The following is a 19,586-nucleotide window of genomic DNA, read 5'->3' as shown; positions in this document are numbered from 1 at the left end:
CCGGAGCCTTACTCCGCCGCCTCCAGCGCGTGCACCGAGAACATCTTTGCTGCGTCCATCCAGCTCTCGCGCACCCGCCAGCCGGCGCCTTGCGCCAGCGTGGCAAAGCGCTCAAGGCTGTATTTGTAGCTGTTCTCGGTGTGGATGCTCTCGCCAGGCCGGAACGAGAAGCTGGTGCCGAGCAGGCGCACGGTCTGGCTCTTGCGGCTGATCAGGTGCATCTCGATGCGGTGGCGGTCGTGATTGTAGATCGCGCCATGGGCGAAGGCGGAGAGGTCGAAATTGCCGCCGAGCTCACGGTTGATCCGCGCCAGCACATTGAGGTTGAACCGTGCGGTGACACCGGCCGCATCGTTGTAGGCGGCATGGAGCAAGCGCTCTTCTTTTTCCAGGTCGGCGCCGATGATCATTTGCGCGCCCTTGCCCAGGATCTGGCGGGCACTCCTCAGGAACGCCTGCGCCTCATGCGGCTCGAAATTGCCGATGGTCGAGCCCGGAAAGAAGCCGACCTTCGGCATTGTCGCAACCGCCTTCGGCAGCTCGAACGGCGTGGTGAAATCGGCGGCCACCGGATAGATGCCGAGGGCGGGAAAGTCGCGCTTCAAACCGGTGGCCTGCGCCTGCAGAAAGTCGCCGGAGATGTCGACGGGCACGTAGGCCGCGAATTTGGACTGGTTCAGCAGCAGGCGGACTTTCGTGGTCGCGCCGGCGCCGAACTCGACCAGTGCCGCATTCCCGGGAATGATCTTTGCGATCTCGCTGCCGCGCTCCCTCAGGATCGCAAGCTCGGTGCGGGTCGGATAATATTCCGGCAGGCGCGTGATCGCCTCGAACAGCTCCGATCCGGTCGCGTCATAGAAATATTTCGGCGACAGCTTTTTCGGTTGCCGCGAGAGGTCCTCGATGGCCTCGCGGGCGAAGGCGGTGGTCTGCTCGTCGGGGAGATGGGCTTCGGCCAAAGCGCTGGCGTGCACATTCATGATACTCTCCTGAACGCGCTGTCCGGCGCGCATTTGTCGTCGGATGAGAACTAGTCGTAATCAGCGAGCCGCAACCCCGTGAATTGCCAGCGGTGGTGCGGATAGAAGAAGTTGCGATAGGTGACGCGGCTGTGACCACCAGGCGTCGCCAGCGAGGAACCGCGCAGCACCAGCTGATTGACCATGAACTTGCCGTTGTACTCGCCGAGCGCGCCTTCGACCGCGCGATAGCCCGGGTAGGGTGAATACGAGCTGCGGGTCCACTGCCAGACGATGCCGAAGGCATCATTGAGCTGGCCCGCGCGTGCCGAGACCTCCCATTCCATCTCGGTCGGCAGATGCTTTCCCGCCCATCGCGCGAACGCGTCGGCCTCGTAATAGCTGACGTGGCAGACGGGCGCGTCTGGATCGACCGGCTTGAGGCCGGCGAGCGTCATCACCTGCCATCCGCCATCGGCCTCGCGCCAATGGCCTGGGGCTTGCCAATCTTCCTTGGTCGCCGCGGCGAAACCGTCCATCAGCCACAGCGTCGCACGCTGGTAGCCGCCGTCGCGCATGAAGGCGAGCCATTCGCCGTTGGTGACGAGGTTGCGCGCGATCTTGACGGGGCCGACGAGCGCGCGATGTGCGGGCTTCTCGTTGTCGAAATGGAAGCTGTCGTCGACATGGCCGACGGTGTGGATGCCTTCGTTCAGCGTCAGCCAGTCGTTGCCGGCGCGGGTTGCGGACGGAAAGCGCCAGTCCTTGTCGTAGGCCGGATAGACCGGGTTCTGCGCGAAGGCGTGCAGGATGTCCGTGAACATCAATTCCTGATGCTGCTGCTCGTGATTCAGCCCGACCTCGACCAGCGGCGCGATGGCGCGGAGCTTGTCCTCGCCGGCCTCTCGGAAGAATTTGACGACGGCGGCATCGACATAGCTGCGATAGGCGCCGACCTCGGTGGCGCTGGGCCGGGTGATGTCGCCGCGATGATTGCGGGCATGACGGGGGCCGGCGCTGACATAATAGGAATTGAACAGGAACGCGAAATCAGCATGGAACGGCCGGTAGCCGTTGGCGTGCTCGCCGAGTAGAAATTGCTCCCAGAACCAGGTGGTATGGGCCCGGTGCCATTTGATGGGGCTGGCATCCGGCATCGACTGGATTTGCTGGTCCTCCGGCGAGAGCGGTGCGGCCCGGCGTTCGGTCTCTTTGCGGACCGCGAGAAATGCGGCCTCCAGCCCCTGGGCGAGGCCATCCGGGGCGGCCGATTGTGACGAAAGCGGCGGACTGGCCGTAGCGGAGGCTTGTTTCGTCACGTTTTTCTCCAGACAGGACAAGAGAACGTTGCTGGCGAGACCAGGTTCCAAAAGCCAGGTTCGTCCTAGATAGGGGCTCCGTTACGGTATGAAAGTCCTCCCAAGTGATGATATTCGTGTCATCATGTAATGGCGCCGGAGCTGCCCCTAGCCTGATGTTCAGGGGCTGCTCTTTGCCATTTTACTTTGGATGCACAACGGTTTGGGCTACATATATAGGCAGGTATCGGGTTAGATCGGCTGAGCCGGCCCGAAGCAATTGGTGGGGGCTCTGCCCCAGAAGGACACGAATATGAGCATCGCGGAATTCATCGACAACGAAGTGAAGTCGAACGACGTGGTTCTGTTCATGAAGGGTACGCCGCAATTTCCGCAGTGCGGTTTCTCCGGCCAGGTCGTCCAGATCCTCGACCACATCGGCGTCGGCTATAAGGGCCTCAACGTCCTGGAATCCGCCGAACTGCGCAACGGCATCAAGGAATTCTCGAACTGGCCGACAATTCCCCAGCTTTACGTCAAGGGTGAGTTCATCGGTGGCTGCGACATCGTCCGCGAGATGTTCCAGGCTGGTGAATTGCAGCAGCTCTTCTCCGAGAAGGGCGTCACCGTCGCGGCTTGATCCGTGAAGGCGCTGACGCGCCGGATCGACGCTGTCCAGCTCGACGTCATTGTTGCCGACATCACCACGCTGAGCGTTGACGCCATCGTCAACGCGGCCAATTCGTCGCTGCTTGGCGGGGGCGGCGTCGATGGCGCGATCCACGACGCTGCGGGGCCCGAACTGCTGGCCGAGTGTCGGACGCTCGGAGGATGCCCAACCGGTGATGCCAAGATCACGAAGGGCTATCGTCTGCCCGCGCGCAATGTGATTCATGCGGTCGGCCCTGTCTGGTATGGCGGGGAACACGGTGAGGCCGAGGCGCTCAACTCCTGCTACCGTCGTGCGCTCGAGCTCTCGCAGGCCAATGGGCTGACCTCGCTGGCATTCTCTGCAATCTCCACCGGCGTGTATCGCTTTCCTGCCGAGCGTGCCGCGAAGATAGCGGTCCAAGCCACGATCGGCGCGCTGCCGGCCGCGCCGACGGTCGGCCACGTGATATTTTGTTGCTTCTCGGAGGCGAGTGCGTCCTTCCACACGGACGCTTTGGCGCGGTACGGCAGCCCTTGTGCCTCATGAGGCGGCAAGTACACTCCGCTCGGCCATGTCCCGGGGAGGGAATATGATTTCACATACTGGACTACGTGCGCTGGTCTGTGGCGCGCTCATATCATTCGGCACGATGTCGCTTGCGCGCGCAGAAGGCACCTACGAGATTCCGGCCGGAGCACATTTCAATCAGGACAAGCTCGGCAAGATCAGCGAGTTCTTCAAGAACGAGGTCGCGACCGGCAAGATCGCCGGCGCAACCGTGCTGATCAAGCAGCACGGCAAAGCGGTCTACCACGAAGCCTTCGGCGTGCAGGACGTGGTCAGCAAAGCGCCAATCACCGACAAGACGATTTTCCGCCTGTTCTCGATGAGCAAGGCGATCACCTCGGTCGCCGCGATGCAGTTGATCGAGGAAGGTAAGATCAAGCTCGACGATCCCGTCTCGAAATACATTCCGTCCTTTGCCAATGTGAAGGTCGGTGTCGAGAAGAAGGCCGAGGACGGCACCAGATCGCTCGAGCTGGTGCCCCCGAACCGGCCGATCAATGTGCACGATCTGATGACCCACACCTCGGGCATCACCTATGGCTTTTACGGCGACAGTCTCGTTCGCAAGGCTTATCGTGACGCCAACATCTATGCCGGCGATTTCGACCTCGCCGAATTCGCCGAGCGCATCGCAAAACTGCCGCTGCACAATCAGCCGGGCGCACTCTGGCAATACGGCCATTCCACCGACATTCTGGCGCGTGTCATGGAAGTTGCGGCCGGCAAGCCGTTGCTCGATATCGAGCGGGAGAAGCTGCTCGGCCCGCTCGGCATGGTTGACACCGGCTTCCTCGTCACCGATCCCGAGAAACAAAAGCTTCTGGCGCAGCCGGTGCCGAACGACAGCGATTTCCGGGTCGGCCGGATCAACGATCCGACGGTCGTCAAGAAGATCCAGTTCGCCAGCGGCGGCATGGTGACGACCATGGCCGATTATGAACGCTTTGCGCAAATGCTGCTCAACGGCGGCTCTCTCGACGGCAAGACCATCCTCAAGCCCGAGACGTTCAAGTTGATGGTGACCGATCAGGTCGGGCCAGGCTCCGGCGTCGACCGCGACTACTTCTACTTCCCCGGTGACGGTTTCGGCTTCGGCTTGGGCCTCGCCATTCGCACCGATCCCGGCAACGCCAAACCGCCGCCGCCCGGCGATCTCGGGGAATTGAAGTGGGACGGCGCCTCCGGCTGCTATTTCGTGATCGATCCCAAGCAGGACATGTTCTTCGTGCTGCTGGAGCAGACCCCGAGCGAGCGCCAGCGCATCCAGCGGACTTTGAAGCAACTGGTCTATGAATCCATGGAGAATTGACATGTTCGGGCGCCGCGCGCTCTTCGCGGCACTCGTTCTTTGGTTGGGTGTGGTCGGTGCGCAGGCTGGCTCCGAGGGCCGCGCGCACAGCTTCACGCCCGAGGGCCTGGCCAAAGTCTCCGACTACATCAGGAACGAGATCGCGACCGGCAAGATTCCGGGCGCGATCCTGTTGCTGCAGCAGCACGGCAAGCCGGTCTATTACGAGAATTTCGGCGTCCGCGACGTCGCGACCGAGATCTCGATGAGCGCCGACACGATCTTCCGGCTCTATTCGATGTCGAAGCCGGTCACCTCCGTGCTGGCGATGATGCTGGTCGAGGAGGGCAAGCTCGCGATCAACGATCCCGTCTCGAAATACATTCCGGCCTTTGCCGACATGAAGGTCGGCGTCGAGAAGAAGGCCGAGGACAACAAGGTCTCGCTCGAGCTGGAGCCGCTCAATCGTCCTGTCACGATCGAGGATTTGATGCGCCACACGGCCGGGATCCCCTATGGCTATTATGGCGGAGACCTGGTGAACAAGCTCTATGCCGATGCCGGTCTGTTCGACAGCAAGGACAGGACCAACGCCGAATTCGTCGCGAAGATCGCCGCGCTGCCACTCGCCGAACAGCCCGGGATGATCTGGGATTACGGCCACGGCACCGACGTGCTCGGCCGCATCATCGAGGTGATATCAGGGGAATCGCTCTACCAGTTCGCGAAGGAGCGGTTGCTTGATCCGCTCGGGATGAAGGACACCGCGTTCTATGTCGCCGATCCCGCCAAATGGCGGCGGATCGCCGAGCCGATGCCGCAGGATCGCGCGATCAGTCCGGTGACGGAGGTTCGCGATATCAGGAAGCCACTGAAATGGGAGTCGGGTGGCGGCGGACTCGTCGGCACCATCGGCGACTACGCGCGCTTCTCACAGATGCTGCTCAACCGTGGCACGCTCGATGGCCGACGCTACCTCAAGCCCGAGACGATCGCGGTGATGACGTCCGATCACGTCGGCCCTGAAACCCATGTCGAGCGCGACAGGAATTATTATCCGGGCGAGAGCTCGGGCTATGGCCTCGGCGTCGCCGTGCGCACGTCGGTGCCACCAGGCACCGCTTGGCCGCTTGGCGAATATCGCTGGGATGGCGTCGGCGGCACCTTCTTCTTCATCGACCCCGAAGACGACCTGTTCGGGATCTTCATGGTGCAGACCCCGTCGCAGCGCGGCCGCATCCAGCTCGCGCTGAAGACGCTGATCTATCAGGCGATGGGGCGGTGATCATGCCGTGCGCACGATCTCTCTGACGTAGCCGATCGTTTCCTCGATCTGGCTCGCATTGACGTCGAGATGGGTGCAGGCGCGGATGCGGCCATCCATCATCGCGAGCGTCACGCCGCGCTGGCGCAGTGCCGCGACCATCTTGTCGCCGGCGACGCCGGCGCCGTCGGGCTTGAAGAACACGAGGTTCGTCTCGGGCTCCTGCACCTCGATGCCTGATATCTGCGAGAGCCCGCGCGCGAGCGTGCGCGCGTTGGCGTGGTCGTCGGCAAGGCGCTCAACATGATGATCGAGCGCGTAGATGCAGGCGGCCGCACAGACGCCGGCCTGCCGCATCGAGCCGCCCAGGCGCTGTTTCCATTGCCAGACTGCGTCAATGAAGGCACGCGTGCCCGCGAGCACGCCGCCGATCGGCGCGCCGAGGCCCTTCGAGAAGTCGATCCAGGCCGAATCCCAGCCCGCCGTCATCTCCCGCGGCGAGATGCCGCTCGCGACCGTGGCGTTCAACAGACGCGCGCCGTCCATATGCGTGGCGAGGCCATGTTGCCTGGCGATCGCGACGATCTCGTCGAGCGCAGCCTTCTTCCAGATCGTGCCGCCGCCGATATTGGCGGTCTGCTCGACGCTGACGACGCTCTGCGTCGGCTGGTAGCGCGTGCGCGGATGCAGTGCCTTGCGGAACGTCTCCGGCGTGAACTGGCCGTCGGCGCCTTTGAGCTGCGTCACCTGGAAGCCGCCGATCGCGGCATGCGCGCCGCCTTCGCGGGCGATGATGTGAGCGGTTTCATGCGCGAGAATCTCGTCGCCGGGACGGCAATGCACCAGCGTCGCTGTCACGTTGCACATCGTGCCCGAGGGCATGTAGACGGCCGCCTCCTTGCCCATCAGATCGGCGACGCGCTCGCACAGCGCATTCACGGTCGGATCGTCGCCGACCTGCTCGTCGCCAACTTCGGCCCGCGCCATCGCCTCGCGCATGGCACCCGTCGGCTTGGTCTGCGTGTCCGAGAGCAGATTGATGCGCACCGGCGGCGCCTTGGGATCAACGGGGGGAGGGGTGTAGAGCATGGCTGATCTCGTCATTTCATCTAGTCGAACAATTGTGGTCTGATGTCTTGCGCGCCGTGAAGGACGGCACGGATTTCCACGTGGTCGGGCCGTACCGTGTAGAAAATCAGATGTGATTGGAAGCGAAAACGTCGGTAGCCTGCCGCGAGTTCATCCACTTGCTGACCGATCAGAGGAAAGTCGGCGAGAAGTTCGAAGGATCGGATCAAACCGGCGTAGTAGGCCTCCGCCTGATATTTGCCGAATCGGCTTCGCTGAAGTCGTAAATGTCGATCAAATCGGCTCGGGTACGCTCCGACAGCCGATACTCAGCCATGGCGACGTTGAGCAACACGTTGACGCGCTGCAGCGAGGATGTCGTCCGGCGTGTCCGAGGTGAATGTGTTGCAATCGGCCTGCTCAAATAGCGCTTGATATCGGCGGACCTGCTCGTCACGCGGGAGCTTGGCCCACGCCTCAAGCTCGGTTTCCGTCGGTGTTGCCGAGGGAGTGATATTGGCGAGCTGGCCGGTCGTCTGAGACATCAAGTGGGATGTTACCACAACAAAAAGGCCCCGGAAACCGGGGCCTTTGAGTATTGGATCGCGCAGATATCAGCGCGAATAGAATTCGACGACCAGATGGGGCTCCATCTGCACCGGGAACGGCACGTCGGAGAGGCCGGGGATGCGCACGTATTTGGCGGTCATCTTGCCGTGGTCGACTTCGAGATAGTCGGGGGTGTCGCGCTCGGGGAGCTGGCTCGCTTCGAGAACGTGGGCGAGCTGCTTGGAGGCTTCCTTGACCTCGATCACGTCGCCCACCTTGATCTGGTAGCTCGAGATGTTGACCTTGCGGCCGTTCACCTTGATGTGGCCGTGGTTGATGAACTGGCGGGCCGCGAAGATCGTAGAGACGAACTTGGCGCGGTACACGACGGCGTCGAGACGACGCTCGAGCAGGCCGATCAGGTTCTCGCCGGTGTCACCCTTGAGGCGGCTGGCCTCGACATAGATGCCGTGGAACTGGCGCTCGCTGATGTTGGCGTAGTAGCCCTTCAGCTTCTGCTTGGCGCGCAGCTGCACGCCGAAGTCCGAGAGCTTGCCCTTGCGGCGCTGGCCGTGCTGGCCGGGGCCGTATTCGCGGCGGTTCACGGGGCTCTTCGGGCGGCCCCAGATGTTCTGGCCCATACGGCGATCGAGTTTGTACTTCGCCTCACTGCGCTTAGTCATCGCGTCCTCTTCGGTTGCATGGTTTGAGGAAACGCGCCCTCCTGGGTGACGGGCTAGCCCGGCACTGACAGGTCCGATCCCCAAAGCTTAAGGGAGAGGACCACGGGTCGCGAAACGCTTCGCGGGCCGAAATCGGCCCGCGAGCAGGGGGCTTTTAGGGGAGTTTGGGGTTCGCTGTCAATTCTTTAGCGGTCATTCCGGGGCGCCCGCAGGGCGAACTATGGTGCGCAATTGCGCACCTGAGAATCTCGAGGTTCCGGGGTCTGGTCCTTCGGACCATCCCGGAACGACGGCATCTTACGTCCTGACCGCCCGGATCGGCTTGGCGCCGGCGGCACGTAATTCCGCAGCGATTTCAGTGTTCAGGACGTGTTCCAGCCGGGTCAGGACCCGGGCGATGGGGGCCGCATCCGTAACCCGGTGATCCCAGCGGATCACCACATGGATGGTCTGGTCGGGCTTGACCAGCCCGTAGCTCACGACGAAGGGGCCCGGTGTGATGGGGTGGAGTTCGCCGCCGCCATAGGCCGATACCGAGCTCACCGCGAAGCTGCCAAACCAATTGCCGCGCTGGCGGCCGAAATTCAGGCCCACGGCCCAGGATAGCCGCCGCAGCGGCAGGGGCAGCCGGGTGACCCGCATGATCTTGCGGAACATGGGGACGTCATCGACCGGCGCCGTCTTGGCGCGGCGGATCTCGGCGTCGATCGCAGCCAGCGTCATGGCCTCCGGGCCTGCGATTCGCTGCGGCATCACGCATTCCTCCCCGTTCTCGACCCGGGCAATCGCAACCGACGCCACGCTATTGCGCAACTCATAGAACGACGGCCAGGGCCATTTGGCGTAGACGGTCCGCAGGACCGGCTCGTCCCGGGCCACCAGAGCGAAGGCCTTGACGAACATCGCGGCCCAGCCGGCGGGCGCCGCCGCTTCCGCGCGCGCCTCCAGCAGGGGGCGGATATTGAGTGACCGGGAGAGCGAGACGAATGGCACGCTCATCGAGGCGCGCATGAGGTCGACAATCAGGCGGCGCGGAAGCGAAATTTTCTTGGGTTGACCGCGCATCGTTCCTTCGGTTCCCGCGGGCTGACATCAGGGGCGGCGAGCGGCCGCGACCCTAGCAGCACTGCCGTTCGCGGCAAGCCATAATGGCCGATCACCGTTCAGCGCTTGATGCCGTCGAACGCCGCCATGATGCCGCGCTGGAACAGCGACCAGTCGAAGCCGAGCGCGATCGCGCGGTAGCCACGGTCGATCAGCTGGTTGGCCTGCTCGGCGGTGCGCGCCACGCCGCCGATCGGCACGCCGCTGTTGAGGATGCCGGCTTCGGCACGCGCGATCAGCGCAAGCAATTCCGGATCGTCCATCTGACCGCGCTTGTTGATGGAGGTGGCGAGATCGCCGGGGCCGATGACGGCGACGTCGATGCCCGGCGTCGCCATGATCTCGTCGATGCGGTTGACGGCCTCGACATGCTCGATGGTGATCATGCAGATCATCTCGTCGTCGGCTGACGCCATGTAGTCGGGCATCGACTGGCCCCAGCGGAACGGCGCGTGGAAGGGGCCCCAGAGGCGGTCACCGCGCGGCGGATAACGCACGCTGCGCACCGCCTTGTCGGCTTGGTCGCGATTGGTGATCATCGGAAAATTGATCCCGAAGGCGCCGATGTCCATCGGCGCCTTTGCAAGCCAGGGCTCGTTCGCGGCAATCCGCACCAGCGGCGTGCACGGCGTGCCCGTCGTCGCCGCGATCATCGCATGGGCTTCGGTGAGGCCGATCGGTCCGTGCTCGAGATCGACGATGATCCAGTCGAGCGAGCGCGCCATGATCTGCACCATCTGCACGCTCGGGATCGTTGCGATCGCACCGAAGGCGGGGCGGCCTTCGTTCCACATCTGGCGGAGGCGGTTGAGCGGCTTTGCGGGGACCGACATGAAATGACCTTGCGCGCGATGACGACGGCGCAGCCTAGCAGCGCGCCCCGGCTGCGAAAAGTCAGCCCAGCGCGCGGCCGCCGAAGAACGGCATCAGCGTGGCGCTGAGGCCATGCACGCGGTTCGATGTGAATATCATCTCGGCGCCCGATTGGGCCATGCCGCCATTGCGCGGGCCAAGCAGGTCGGAGACGCGGCGCGCAATGGCCGGTGCCGGATCGATCCACTCCACCGGCCAGGGCGCCAGCCGCTCCATCCGGTCCAGCAGCAGCGGATAATGCGTGCAGGCGAGCACGATCGTGTCGGTGCGCGCAGTCGTATCCTCGGGGTTTCCGACGAAGCAAGGTTTCAGCTCCGCGAAAATGTCGCTGTCCTCGACAGCGGTGCCGCTGAGCGCAGCCTCGGCGAGCGTGGCGAGTTCGGGCGAGCCGACCAGTGTCACCTCACAGCCTTGGCCGTGATCCCGGATCAGCGCTTGGGTGTACTCGCGCTTGACGGTAGCTTTCGTACCGAGCACCGAGACGCGGCGGGTCTTCGACTGCGCGCAGGCCGGCTTGATCGCCGGCACCGTGCCGACGAACGGCACGCGATAGGCGGCGCGCAAATGGCTCATGACCGAAACGGACATGGTATTGCATGCGATCACCACCAGGTCGGGCTTGTGCGCGGCAATCAGCTCTCCCATCAGCGGCACGACGCGGGCGATGATTTCGTCCTCGCTGTGATGGCCATAGGGGAAAAAGGCGTCGTCGGCGACGTAGGTATAATGCGCATCCGGGCGTGCGGCCACGACCTCACGCAGCACGGTAAGGCCACCAAGGCCGGAATCGAATACCAGGATCGTCGGGGAATGGGTCACGTCGTTACCTTAAGGCCCCATGGTTACCATTCGGTTTTCAGGGCGGTTTTGCGGCGGGAGCAGCCCGCCGCCCAGTTTGGAACGATTCAATTTCGCGTATGCCGCATGTTCCCGCTATCAGCGGCCGTGCCGCGCCGCGGTTGGGATATCCGCAAATGTCCGGGAGCCGACATGATCAGAAATACTGGGAATAGCTGGGGCAGCGTTGCCCGGTGGTTTCACTGGGGCCTGGCACTGGCGATCATCGGCATGATCGGCTTCGGCTGGTGGATGAATCACATTCCGGCGCGTGCCGACAAATTCTTCTACCGCTCGATCCATGCCGACATCGGCTATGTGATCCTGCTGCTCACGGTGCTGCGCCTGGCCTGGCGCGCCATCAACCCGACGCCGGCGCTGCCGGCCGAGTCCTTGCACTGGCAGAGGATTGCGGCCCGCCTCAGCCAGGGCGCGCTCTATCTCGTGGTGATCCTGGTCGCGACGTTGGGCTGGGCGCATTCCGGCGCGCGTGCGACCAACTACTCGGACTTCTTCGGCCTGTTTCACGTGCCGCAATTCACCTCCCCGGACAGGGCGGCAGCGGACGCCTTCGAGGACCGGCACATTTTCTTTGCCTATGTGCTGCTGGCGCTGATAGTCGTCCACTTCGTCGCCGCCCTCTGGCACCACTTCATCCGCCGCGACCATGTCGTGGCGCGGATGGTGACGGACGAGGTGAGCTAGGGTTTTTTCAAACTGTCGCTCCCGTCATCTGAGGTGCGAGTGGCGCGATGCAATAGCATCGTGCCGGGAGCCTCGAAGGATGCCGGGCCGCGATGATGCAGCCGGGCCGTCGCCCTTCGAGGGCCGCTGAAGAAGCGGCCACCTCAGAGGTGACGGTGCTATAACGCAGCCTCACGACCGATCCAGCTTACGCCCGTCAGGAAACGCCTATGCTCACCGTCCATCATCTCGGCAAATCGCAATCCGAACGCATCGTCTGGCTCTGCGAGGAGCTCGGGATTCCCTACGAGCTGAAGCGCTACACGCGTGATTCCGTCACCATGCTGGCGCCGCCGGACTACAAGGCGCTGCATCCGATCGGAGCTGCGCCTGTCGTCACCGATGGTGATCTCGTGCTCGCCGAATCCGGCGCTATCGTCGATTACATCATCGCCAAATACGGCGACGGTCGCCTCGTCCTCCGCGCCGATCATCCCGACTTTGCGCAATTCCTGTACTGGTTCCACTTCGCCAACGGCACCTTGCAGGCCGGCATGGGCCGGCTGATGCTGTTGAACCGGCTCAAGCTCGCGCATGACAACCCGATGCTGGTTGCCACCAAGGCGCGCGTCGATCGCGCCTTCGATCTGGTCGATGCGCGGGTGCGCGAGGCCGAATATCTGGCCGGCAGCAGCTTCACCACGGCCGACATCATGATCGGCTTCTCGCTGACGACGATGCGTTATTTCCAGCCCTATGATCTCGCGCGCTGGCCGAATGTGGTCAGATATCTCGGCCGCGTCGGTGCGCGTCCCGCCTACCGGCGCGCGATGGAGAAGGGCGATCCCGGCATGGCGCTGCTGCTGAGCTGAGCGGCGATCAGGCGATCTTGTTCGTGGTCGCTGTCCGGGCTGCCGCCAGCTGCTTCTGCAAGCGATCGATGTTTTGCAGGAGACGCTGGCTGGTCAGCACCAGGAAGTAATAGCCGAACTGCGGGTCCTGGAAGTAGATCTCGAGCAGGCGGTCATAGGTGATCGTCAGCACCTGTCCGTCCTCGATGCATTCGATGGTTCCGGTGCGCCGGTTGTCGGGCGTCAGGAAGCCGAGCTCGCCCATGAGCGCGCCCGGGCCGATCTCGACGTTGATCTCCTTGACCAGGAATTTGCCGGTGACGGTGAGGAGCATCTCCTTGGCCGGGTCGCCCAGCTTGAACAGCGTCTCGCCGTGGCGGTATTTGCGCTCGGTCATGAATGGCTTGAGCCACTCGATCGACATGTCGCCTTCGGCCGCATGTCGCGCCTTCTTGACCAGCTTGAGCATTTGTCGCAGGCGCAAGGCGTTGATCGGGAGCAGCAGCAGATACAGCAGGAACGTCGAGACGTTGGCCGAGAGCGCGCCGAAAATGGCGAAGAAAGCGCAACCGATCATGTTGGCGACGCGCAAGGGGACCATCGTCCGCATCAGGAGGGTGGCGACGAAGAAGACGGCGCCGACCGCGGCGAACATGTTGGCCAGCGTGATGTTATGAACGAAGATCTCCAGCATCCGGTTGAAGATCGCGTCCCAGGTGACGTTGTTGGGGTCGAGGCCCATCTGGACCAGGATCTTCGCGATCCTGAGGTTATCCGTCGCCGCATCCAGAATGCGGTCGAGGATCGAGGAAACGTCTGCACTGCCGGACGGCATGGTACTATCCCTGCGTAAGGCCTCTAGTCCTGGTCGGTATCCGCGGCACGTTTAACCGAAATCGAATGACGACCGCTTGAATGAAACTTTCGGTCGCCCTGCTGCAAGGGGCAAATTTTAGCCTGATCGGCGGTTTCGGCAATTGCCCGTTGGTCGCGCGCAGGATCCCGCGGCCCGTGATTCGGGTTGGCGCCGCAGGCAGAGCTTGGCGTCCGGGGCGGGCGGTCGGCGCTAAAAAACGGCCCGGTAAGTTCTATGGCTTGGCGGCGGGCTGGATGACCTGCCGCTCGACGAGGGTGAGATGCCCGGGCAAGGCGCCGGCACGCAACAGCATGGCGACGCTGTTGGCCTCTTCGCGAGTGAAATTGCCCGAGATCTGGCCCGAGCCGCCGACGATGGGTTCGCGGATCACTGGCGCGGAGATCACCTTGTCGTCGAGCACGATGGCCAAGGGCCTGCCGACGTTTTCCGCGGTGACGTGGGCAAAGCGCCGCGTACCGCGCCCATTGAAGCGGAATTGGGCGATCGGATCCTTGGCGCCGTTGATGCCGGGCACAACGCCGGGCGCTGCATAATTGATGTCCTCGCCGTCGAGCGCGCTGTCCTTGGTCACCAGATAAGGCCGCTTGTCCTTGAAGCCGAGCAGGATCTCGGAGCCTTCGGGCGGGCTGCCGGATTGCGCCTGCTCCGGCGTCATCGAAACATCGACCGGTCGGAAGCTGACCCTGACCTTCCGCGCGAATATCGCGGTGATACGGTCGGGGTCGGTGACGCCGGGCAGGAAGATGCGGATGCGGTCAGTGCCGTCAGGGGCGACGCTGACAGGCTTGACGCCGGCGTCCTGGAGACGTTGCTCGATCATGGCGATGGAGTCTTCGACGAGATGGTGCAGCCGCGCGGCGGATGCCGCATCGGTGGGCGTGAGCCTGACTGCTCCGTCGCCGCGATCGATCACGGATATCGCGCGCGATGGCAGCCCCTCTGCCGCGGAGGCGAGCTTGCGCGCAAGTTGCTCGCGATCCTGGGCGTCGGCGATCTTCAGCTCGACGCCGCCATCGCGGATCGCAAGGTCGGAGAAGGCGATATGCCCGGCATGCATGGTGCCGTAAACGTCGTCGCGCAAATCGGTGACGACGCTCTCGCGCAAGCCGTCGCCGTCCACGCCGTAGACGATGCGCGACCCGCCCAGCTTTTCCATCTTGTCGCCGACGAAGCCGACGATCTTGGCCCGCATCTTGTCGAACTGGCTGTCCTCTGCGGGCGCCGCACGCGGCAGGGCGATCGCCGATGCCATGGCGAGCGGGAGGGTCAGCCGCGTGGCGCGGTCCCGCAAGGGCGTAGTCATGGTCACCTCAAGTCTTGCGGCAGGACGCTGGCGGACGAGCTCAATTCCCGTTCTTTGGTACCCGGATCGGGCAGGGAGGTTCAAAGCCTTTCAGGCTAGGTTTATCGCCGCAGCCGGCAGGCAATGGACGAACGCCAAATCATCCATCATTGTGGTCCGCTCGACCGGTCAATCGGTCGCGGTCCCGCCGAACCGAATGTCAAAAGACCGGCGGCGAGGGACGATAGCTGGGGGAGGACGGAATTCCATGGCGGGCATCCACGCGCTCGATCGGCTCATCGGCAACGAATATCCGGAGCTTTTGACGGACGAGGAGGTCCGGGTCTTCGAGCAGGTCCCTTACGCCGATCGCGTTGCGGCCGAGAGCACCTATGATGCCATCAAGCTGGGTGCTGCGCGCAATCCCGACGGCGCGGCGATCCAGTTTCTGCAAAATGCCGATCCGGCCGATGCGCCCGTCGTGGTCAGCTATCGCGAGTTGATCGCCCGCGTGACGCAGGCCGCCAACATGTTTCACGCGCTCGGCGTCGAGAAGGGCGACGTCATCTCCTTCATGCTGCCGTTGCTGCCCGATGCCTTCGTGACGCTGTTCGGTGCGGAGGCTGCCGGCATCGCCAACCCCGTCAACCCGCTGCTCGAGCCGCACCAGATCGCGGAAATCCTGGAAGCGGCGAAGACGAAAGTCCTGGTGGCCCTCGGACCGATGCCGGGCACCGACATCTGGCAGAAGGTCGAGCAGATCCGCCCACAACTCAAGCATCTCAAGGTGATTGTGCAGGTGGCAGGCGACGGTGATCCCGCGAACGGAATTTACGCGTTCAACGAGCTGATCAAGCAGCAACCGTCCGACCGGCTTGTCAGCGGCCGCAACATTCTCGGCAGCGACATCGCCGCCTATTTCCACACCGGCGGCACCACGGGCACGCCGAAGCTGGTGCGGCACACCCATGCCAACCAGGTCTATCAAGCCTGGGCGCTGAACCTACTGCTGAAGTCGAAGCCCGGTGCCAACATGCTGTTCGGCATGCCGCTGTTTCACGTCGGCGGATCGCTGACGCAGGTGCTGTTGACACTCTCTGCCGGCGGCTCGCTGGTGGTGCTGTCGCCGAGCGGCTGGCGCAATCCGAACGCGGTGAAGAACATCTGGGGCCTCGTCGAGCGCTTCAAGGTCGAAGCGCTGTCGAGCGTGCCGACGGTTCTGGCTGCAGCGCTCGCGGTGCCTCCGGGGAATGCGGACATCTCCAGCCTGAAATATGCGGCCGGCGGAGGCTCGGCGATCCCGGTTGCCGTCGGGTCTGCGATCCAAGAGAAATTGAAGCTGCCGGTGGTCGAGGTCTACGGCATGACCGAGACCTCGAGCGTGCACACGCTCGCCTATCCGTCACGACCGATCCGGCTCGGCTCGGTCGGTCTTCCCATGCCTTACTCGCGCGTGCGCATCGTGCAGCTCGACGCCGAGGGCCGCCTGATCCGCGACTGCAAGCCTGACGAGATCGGCGTCGTCATCATGGCCGGGCCCGGCGTGTTCGGCGGCTATCTCAACGACGCCCACAACAAAGGTGCCTTCGTCGACGAGGTCTGGGTCAATTCCGGCGATCTCGGGCGGCTCGATGCCGACGGCTATCTCTGGATCACCGGCCGCGCCAAGGACCTCGTGATCCGCGGCGGCCACAACATCGATCCGGCGCCGATCGAGGAGATCATGTTTCGCCATCCTGCGGTCGGCTTTGCCGCCGTGGTCGGCCAGCCCGATGCCTACGCCGGCGAGCTGCCTGTCGGTTATGTTCAGCTGAAGCCGGGCGCGTCCGTCGAGCCGGGCGAGCTCGAGGCGTGGGTGCGCGAGCGCACGCCGGAGCGCGCCGCCGTTCCGGTGCAGGTCATTCCGATCGATCCGATGCCGGTCACCGGAGTCGGCAAGGTATTCAAGCCGCAGCTGCGTTGGGATGCGGCGCAGCGCGTGTTCACCAAGGTGCTGATGCCGCTGCTCGAGCGCGGCATCGACTGCAAGGTGAAGGTCGGCGCGCACGGCAGCCACGGCTCGATCGCGACCGTGACGCTGACAGGGCTTCCTGCGGATCAGCGCGACGCCGTCGCCGGCGAGGTGCACGCGCTGCTCGCACCGTTCGTGATGCGGCACGAGGTGGTGCAGGCGTAGGTGAGGCAGCGCTGGGCTCGCCTTCGCCTCAACTACCGCGATAGGTCGAGTAGCTCCAGGGTGTGACCAGGAGCGGCACGTGCAGGTGCTGCTCCGGCTCAGAGACGCTGAAGCGTAGCGGAATGACGTCCAGAAAGGGCGGATTGCTCAGCGGGACGTCGCGGCCAGCGAAATAGGCGGCTGCCTGAAAGCGCAGCTCGTAGGTGCCGATCGGCACGGGCCGCCCCTCGATCGGCTCAGGGCTGGTGCGGCCGTCGGCATTGGTGACGAGGTCGGCGATCAGGCGTTCATCGCCACGGCGTGACAGCTCGACCAGGCTGAACTTCATGCCCTCGGCCGGCAGCCCGCGATGGGTGTCGAGGACGTGGACCGACAGCGTGCCGTGGACCGCCAACGGCTCGTCGCTCGCGATCATGCCGGCAAGACGAAGGCTCGCGATGCGCGCGATCTCGGTCAGCGCCTCTTTTTCCTCCTGCGCGGGGTCGTTGTTCAGCCGGCGCGCGAAAGCGTCGAGAATCGAATCCTTGGTGTGGCGGCGCACGCAGATCATGAAAGGAAAGCCGAACTTCGCCTTGTAGGCGTTGTTCAGCGTCTCGAACATCGCGAACTCGGTGTCCGATAATCGGTCGAGGCCGGCCCCGTCCTGCTCGCGCGTCGAGTGCGAAGTGAGACCCTGAGCGCGCTGGGCCTTGTTGGCGAGATCGGGATGCGAGCGGATCAGCTTGAGGCGCTGCTCGGCTGGCGCGTTCGCGATCGAAGCAACCATCGCATCGCGCAAGGCGGCAAGCGTCTTGAACGGCCGCCGCGCGGCAGCTGCCGCTGCGACCCAGGGCGAGTATTCGAATATCTCGCCGAGCGCTGCCACGAAGTCGGCCGTGCTGGCGCGGTTGAGGCTGTCGAGCGTGAGTTGTCCTGGCACGAAAATCTCCGTTCAGCGCATCCGCCGGGTCAGTCCGGCGAAGCGTTCGGCAAGCAGCATCAGGATCAGGGTGGCGATCACGATCGCGCCCGACGCGGCTGCGGTGCGAACGTCGAGATTGGTCTCGATCTGTTGCCAGAGATGAATCGGCAGCATCTCGGTGCGCTCGTCGGCGAGGAACAGCGACACCGGAACGTTGTCGAAGGAGGCCATGAAGGCGAGAAAGGCGCCCGCGCCAATGCCGGGCCCGATCAGCGGCAGGGTGATGCGGCGAAACGTCGTCAGGCGATCGGCGCCGAGACTCTCGGAGGCCTCGAGCAAACTGGCATCGAGCTGCGACAGGGAGGCGAGGGTCGTTCTCAGTACGAAAGGCACGCAGACGATGGCATGGCCGAGCACCAGGAGGGGAATGCTCGGCGAGAGGCCGAGCCTGTTGATGAAGATCAGCGCGGCAAAGCCGAATGACAGCGCAGGCAGGAGCAGCGGCGACATGAACAGCAGGTCCGCTGCGCGCATCATCGGCGAGCGGCTGCGCGCGATCGCGAGCGCTGCGGCCGTGCCGCATATCGTCGACAGCAGCGTGGTCCAGAACGCCACGATGAGACTGTTCAGCCCTGCGCGCTGCATCTGGTCGGCATCGAGCAGCGCGACATACCAGCGCAATGAGAACCCGGGTGGCGGAAAGCGCAGGGATTGCGATGAAGTGAGCGAGGTCAGCAGCACGACTGCGGTAGGCAACACCAGGAACAGCAAGGCGATGGCAGCAAGCAACCCGAAGACGAATTTGAGCGACAGGGCTTCCCAGCGGATTCGTCTAGGCCCGGCCATGAATCTCGCTCCTGCGGCCGATGGCGCCGAGCACGCCGACGACGATCATCACCGTGACCATGAAGATGATCGACAGCGCCGCGGCGAACGGCCAGTTATTGGCGCCGACCGCCTGCTGGTAGATATCAAGCGGCATGTAGATCAGCCGCGCCCCGCCGATCAGAGTCTGCGTGACGAAGGCCGTCACGCTCGCCGCATAGGTCAGGATGCAGCCGGCGATGATGCCGGGCATCGACAACGGCAGCGTGATGCGGAAGAAGGTGCGCCATTCGCCGGCCCCGAGCACGCGCGAGGCATCGCCGAGATTCGGGTCGAGCTTCGACAGCACGGTGAGGATCGGCAGCACCATCAGCGGCATCTGCACCTGGGCAAGCACCATCACGACACCAATCTCGGTATAGAGCAGTCGCAGCGGCTCGTTGCTGAGGCCGAGCCCCATGACGATTTGGTTGAGCAGGCCCTGCCGGCCCAAAATCACGATCCACGAAAAGGTGCGGACCACCACTGAGGTCAGGATGGGAAGGATGACCAGGAACACCAGCACGCTCTGCCAACGTGCGCCTGCGCGTGCGCAGAGCCAGGCGACGGGGTAACCGAACAACAGGCACACTAACGTCGCCTTGACGCCGAGCAGGAGCGTATCGATCAGGATCGAGTAGCTGAAGGGATCGCTGAAGAACTTCACGTAGTTGCCGAGCGTCCAGCCCCGCATGGCGATGTCGCCATGCAGGGACAGCAGGAGGAGGACGACGAGCGGCGCGACAAAGAATGCCGTGAAGAGGGCGGCAAGCGGCAGGACGAGCCTTGAATCGGCCTCCATCGCCAGG

Annotated in this window: 21 protein-coding genes; 7 read left to right on the top strand and 14 right to left on the bottom strand. The window is 63.8% G+C overall.

The genetic code is table 11. From position 1 onward, the window contains the following. Positions 1 to 8: 8 nt before the first annotated feature. Both egtD and egtB read right to left on the bottom strand, forming a co-directional pair. On the bottom strand, positions 9 to 980 hold the full coding sequence (gene egtD, locus BM222_RS09645) for an L-histidine N(alpha)-methyltransferase (protein WP_177243110.1): 972 nt from the start codon (positions 978 to 980) through the stop codon (positions 9 to 11). Positions 981 to 1,030: 50 nt separating this feature from the next. Further along, on the bottom strand, positions 1,031 to 2,329 hold the full coding sequence (egtB, locus tag BM222_RS09640; RefSeq protein WP_177243109.1) for an ergothioneine biosynthesis protein EgtB: 1,299 nt from the start codon (positions 2,327 to 2,329) through the stop codon (positions 1,031 to 1,033). Positions 2,330 to 2,570: 241 nt separating this feature from the next. On the opposite strand from egtB, the gene grxD reads away from it, so the two are divergent. Genes grxD through BM222_RS09620 form a run of 4 tightly spaced genes read left to right on the top strand, consistent with a single transcriptional unit; the run spans position 2,571 to position 6,049 of the window. Beyond that, positions 2,571 to 2,897, top strand: coding sequence for a Grx4 family monothiol glutaredoxin (gene grxD / locus BM222_RS09635; RefSeq protein WP_092228033.1), 327 nt, complete (start codon positions 2,571 to 2,573; stop codon positions 2,895 to 2,897). 3 nt (positions 2,898 to 2,900) lie between these two features. After that, positions 2,901 to 3,455: an O-acetyl-ADP-ribose deacetylase gene (locus BM222_RS09630; RefSeq protein ID WP_092228032.1), complete on the top strand. Its 555-nt coding sequence runs from the start codon at positions 2,901 to 2,903 to the stop codon at positions 3,453 to 3,455. Between the two features lie 43 nt (positions 3,456 to 3,498). After that, positions 3,499 to 4,785 (top strand): serine hydrolase domain-containing protein, encoded by a 1,287-nt coding sequence (locus tag BM222_RS09625; RefSeq protein ID WP_177243108.1) that lies wholly within the window; start codon positions 3,499 to 3,501, stop codon positions 4,783 to 4,785. A gap of 1 nt (position 4,786) precedes the next feature. Next, positions 4,787 to 6,049: a serine hydrolase domain-containing protein gene (locus BM222_RS09620; RefSeq protein WP_177243107.1), complete on the top strand. Its 1,263-nt coding sequence runs from the start codon at positions 4,787 to 4,789 to the stop codon at positions 6,047 to 6,049. Here BM222_RS09620 and BM222_RS09615 read toward each other — a convergent pair whose 3' ends face one another. The 7 genes from BM222_RS09615 to murI form a co-directional block, all read right to left on the bottom strand. Further along, positions 6,050 to 7,117, bottom strand: a complete 1,068-nt coding sequence (locus BM222_RS09615) for a threonine aldolase family protein (RefSeq protein ID WP_177243106.1) — start codon at positions 7,115 to 7,117, stop codon at positions 6,050 to 6,052. A gap of 20 nt (positions 7,118 to 7,137) precedes the next feature. Further along, complete coding sequence (locus BM222_RS41985) at positions 7,138 to 7,326, bottom strand: type II toxin-antitoxin system RelE/ParE family toxin (RefSeq protein WP_244547074.1); 189 nt, start codon at positions 7,324 to 7,326, stop codon at positions 7,138 to 7,140. A 99-nt stretch (positions 7,327 to 7,425) separates the two neighbouring features. Beyond that, positions 7,426 to 7,641, bottom strand: a complete 216-nt coding sequence (locus tag BM222_RS09605) for a hypothetical protein (RefSeq protein WP_092228028.1) — start codon at positions 7,639 to 7,641, stop codon at positions 7,426 to 7,428. A gap of 69 nt (positions 7,642 to 7,710) precedes the next feature. After that, a complete protein-coding gene (gene rpsD, locus BM222_RS09600) occupies positions 7,711 to 8,328 on the bottom strand; it encodes a 30S ribosomal protein S4 (protein ID WP_092228027.1) in 618 nt (205 codons plus the stop codon). A gap of 297 nt (positions 8,329 to 8,625) precedes the next feature. Next, on the bottom strand, positions 8,626 to 9,393 hold the full coding sequence (locus BM222_RS09595) for an acyltransferase (protein WP_092228026.1): 768 nt from the start codon (positions 9,391 to 9,393) through the stop codon (positions 8,626 to 8,628). A gap of 98 nt (positions 9,394 to 9,491) precedes the next feature. Next, positions 9,492 to 10,265 carry an HpcH/HpaI aldolase family protein gene (locus BM222_RS09590; protein ID WP_092228025.1) on the bottom strand — a complete coding sequence of 258 codons (774 nt, stop codon included), beginning with the start codon at positions 10,263 to 10,265 and terminating at the stop codon, positions 9,492 to 9,494. 61 nt (positions 10,266 to 10,326) lie between these two features. Continuing rightward, complete coding sequence (murI, locus tag BM222_RS09585) at positions 10,327 to 11,124, bottom strand: glutamate racemase (RefSeq protein WP_092228024.1); 798 nt, start codon at positions 11,122 to 11,124, stop codon at positions 10,327 to 10,329. 171 nt (positions 11,125 to 11,295) lie between these two features. Between murI and BM222_RS09580 the strand changes: the two genes are divergently transcribed. Together BM222_RS09580 and BM222_RS09575 are read left to right on the top strand one after the other, a co-directional pair. Beyond that, a complete protein-coding gene (locus BM222_RS09580; protein WP_092228197.1) occupies positions 11,296 to 11,847 on the top strand; it encodes a cytochrome b in 552 nt (183 codons plus the stop codon). Positions 11,848 to 12,056: 209 nt separating this feature from the next. Then, the gene (locus BM222_RS09575; protein WP_092228023.1) at positions 12,057 to 12,698 is read left to right on the top strand and encodes a glutathione S-transferase family protein; all 642 of its coding nucleotides are present in this window, start codon (positions 12,057 to 12,059) and stop codon (positions 12,696 to 12,698) included. Positions 12,699 to 12,705: 7 nt separating this feature from the next. Here BM222_RS09575 and BM222_RS09570 read toward each other — a convergent pair whose 3' ends face one another. Then, positions 12,706 to 13,512, bottom strand: a complete 807-nt coding sequence (locus BM222_RS09570) for a Crp/Fnr family transcriptional regulator (protein WP_092228022.1) — start codon at positions 13,510 to 13,512, stop codon at positions 12,706 to 12,708. 253 nt (positions 13,513 to 13,765) lie between these two features. Continuing rightward, positions 13,766 to 14,857 (bottom strand): SecDF P1 head subdomain-containing protein, encoded by a 1,092-nt coding sequence (locus BM222_RS09565; protein ID WP_092228196.1) that lies wholly within the window; start codon positions 14,855 to 14,857, stop codon positions 13,766 to 13,768. Between the two features lie 247 nt (positions 14,858 to 15,104). Between BM222_RS09565 and BM222_RS09560 the strand changes: the two genes are divergently transcribed. Next, positions 15,105 to 17,012, top strand: a complete 1,908-nt coding sequence (locus tag BM222_RS09560) for an acyl-CoA synthetase (RefSeq protein WP_092228021.1) — start codon at positions 15,105 to 15,107, stop codon at positions 17,010 to 17,012. A gap of 28 nt (positions 17,013 to 17,040) precedes the next feature. Here the strand turns inward: BM222_RS09560 and uraD are convergent, their stop codons facing one another. The 3 genes from uraD to BM222_RS09545 are packed head-to-tail and all read right to left on the bottom strand — an operon-like array spanning position 17,041 to position 19,579. Continuing rightward, positions 17,041 to 17,931, bottom strand: a complete 891-nt coding sequence (gene uraD, locus BM222_RS09555; RefSeq protein WP_092228020.1) for a 2-oxo-4-hydroxy-4-carboxy-5-ureidoimidazoline decarboxylase — start codon at positions 17,929 to 17,931, stop codon at positions 17,041 to 17,043. 12 nt (positions 17,932 to 17,943) lie between these two features. After that, a complete protein-coding gene (locus BM222_RS09550; protein WP_092228019.1) occupies positions 17,944 to 18,759 on the bottom strand; it encodes an ABC transporter permease in 816 nt (271 codons plus the stop codon). Beyond that, complete coding sequence (locus BM222_RS09545) at positions 18,746 to 19,579, bottom strand: ABC transporter permease (protein WP_092228018.1); 834 nt, start codon at positions 19,577 to 19,579, stop codon at positions 18,746 to 18,748. Before BM222_RS09545 ends, BM222_RS09550 begins: the two co-directional genes overlap by 14 nt. Positions 19,580 to 19,586: the final 7 nt, after the last annotated feature.

Origin of the sequence: Bradyrhizobium sp. Gha (assembly GCF_900113735.1) — a bacterium.
Classification (GTDB): domain Bacteria; phylum Pseudomonadota; class Alphaproteobacteria; order Rhizobiales; family Xanthobacteraceae; genus Bradyrhizobium.
The sequence above is the reverse complement of the archived record's forward strand: the minus strand, read 5'-3'. Positions and strand labels throughout refer to the sequence as shown.

Excerpts from the sequence above, each read along its gene's own strand:
- BM222_RS09615 (WP_177243106.1), bottom strand. The coding sequence starts at position 7,117 with ATGCTCTACACCCCTCCCCCCGTTGATCCCAAGGCGCCGCCGGTGCGC.
- BM222_RS09590 (WP_092228025.1), bottom strand. The coding sequence starts at position 10,265 with ATGTCGGTCCCCGCAAAGCCGCTCAACCGCCTCCGCCAGATGTGGAAC.
- BM222_RS09625 (WP_177243108.1), top strand. The coding sequence starts at position 3,499 with ATGATTTCACATACTGGACTACGTGCGCTGGTCTGTGGCGCGCTCATA.
- rpsD (WP_092228027.1), bottom strand. The coding sequence starts at position 8,328 with ATGACTAAGCGCAGTGAGGCGAAGTACAAACTCGATCGCCGTATGGGC.
- BM222_RS09580 (WP_092228197.1), top strand. The coding sequence starts at position 11,296 with ATGATCAGAAATACTGGGAATAGCTGGGGCAGCGTTGCCCGGTGGTTT.
- BM222_RS09550 (WP_092228019.1), bottom strand. The coding sequence starts at position 18,759 with ATGGCCGGGCCTAGACGAATCCGCTGGGAAGCCCTGTCGCTCAAATTC.
- BM222_RS09605 (WP_092228028.1), bottom strand. The coding sequence starts at position 7,641 with ATGTCTCAGACGACCGGCCAGCTCGCCAATATCACTCCCTCGGCAACA.
- BM222_RS09560 (WP_092228021.1), top strand. The coding sequence starts at position 15,105 with ATGGCGGGCATCCACGCGCTCGATCGGCTCATCGGCAACGAATATCCG.
- BM222_RS09575 (WP_092228023.1), top strand. The coding sequence starts at position 12,057 with ATGCTCACCGTCCATCATCTCGGCAAATCGCAATCCGAACGCATCGTC.
- grxD (WP_092228033.1), top strand. The coding sequence starts at position 2,571 with ATGAGCATCGCGGAATTCATCGACAACGAAGTGAAGTCGAACGACGTG.
- egtD (WP_177243110.1), bottom strand. The coding sequence starts at position 980 with ATGAATGTGCACGCCAGCGCTTTGGCCGAAGCCCATCTCCCCGACGAG.
- BM222_RS09565 (WP_092228196.1), bottom strand. The coding sequence starts at position 14,857 with ATGACTACGCCCTTGCGGGACCGCGCCACGCGGCTGACCCTCCCGCTC.
- BM222_RS09620 (WP_177243107.1), top strand. The coding sequence starts at position 4,787 with ATGTTCGGGCGCCGCGCGCTCTTCGCGGCACTCGTTCTTTGGTTGGGT.
- BM222_RS09570 (WP_092228022.1), bottom strand. The coding sequence starts at position 13,512 with ATGCCGTCCGGCAGTGCAGACGTTTCCTCGATCCTCGACCGCATTCTG.
- BM222_RS09595 (WP_092228026.1), bottom strand. The coding sequence starts at position 9,393 with ATGCGCGGTCAACCCAAGAAAATTTCGCTTCCGCGCCGCCTGATTGTC.
- BM222_RS09545 (WP_092228018.1), bottom strand. The coding sequence starts at position 19,579 with ATGGAGGCCGATTCAAGGCTCGTCCTGCCGCTTGCCGCCCTCTTCACG.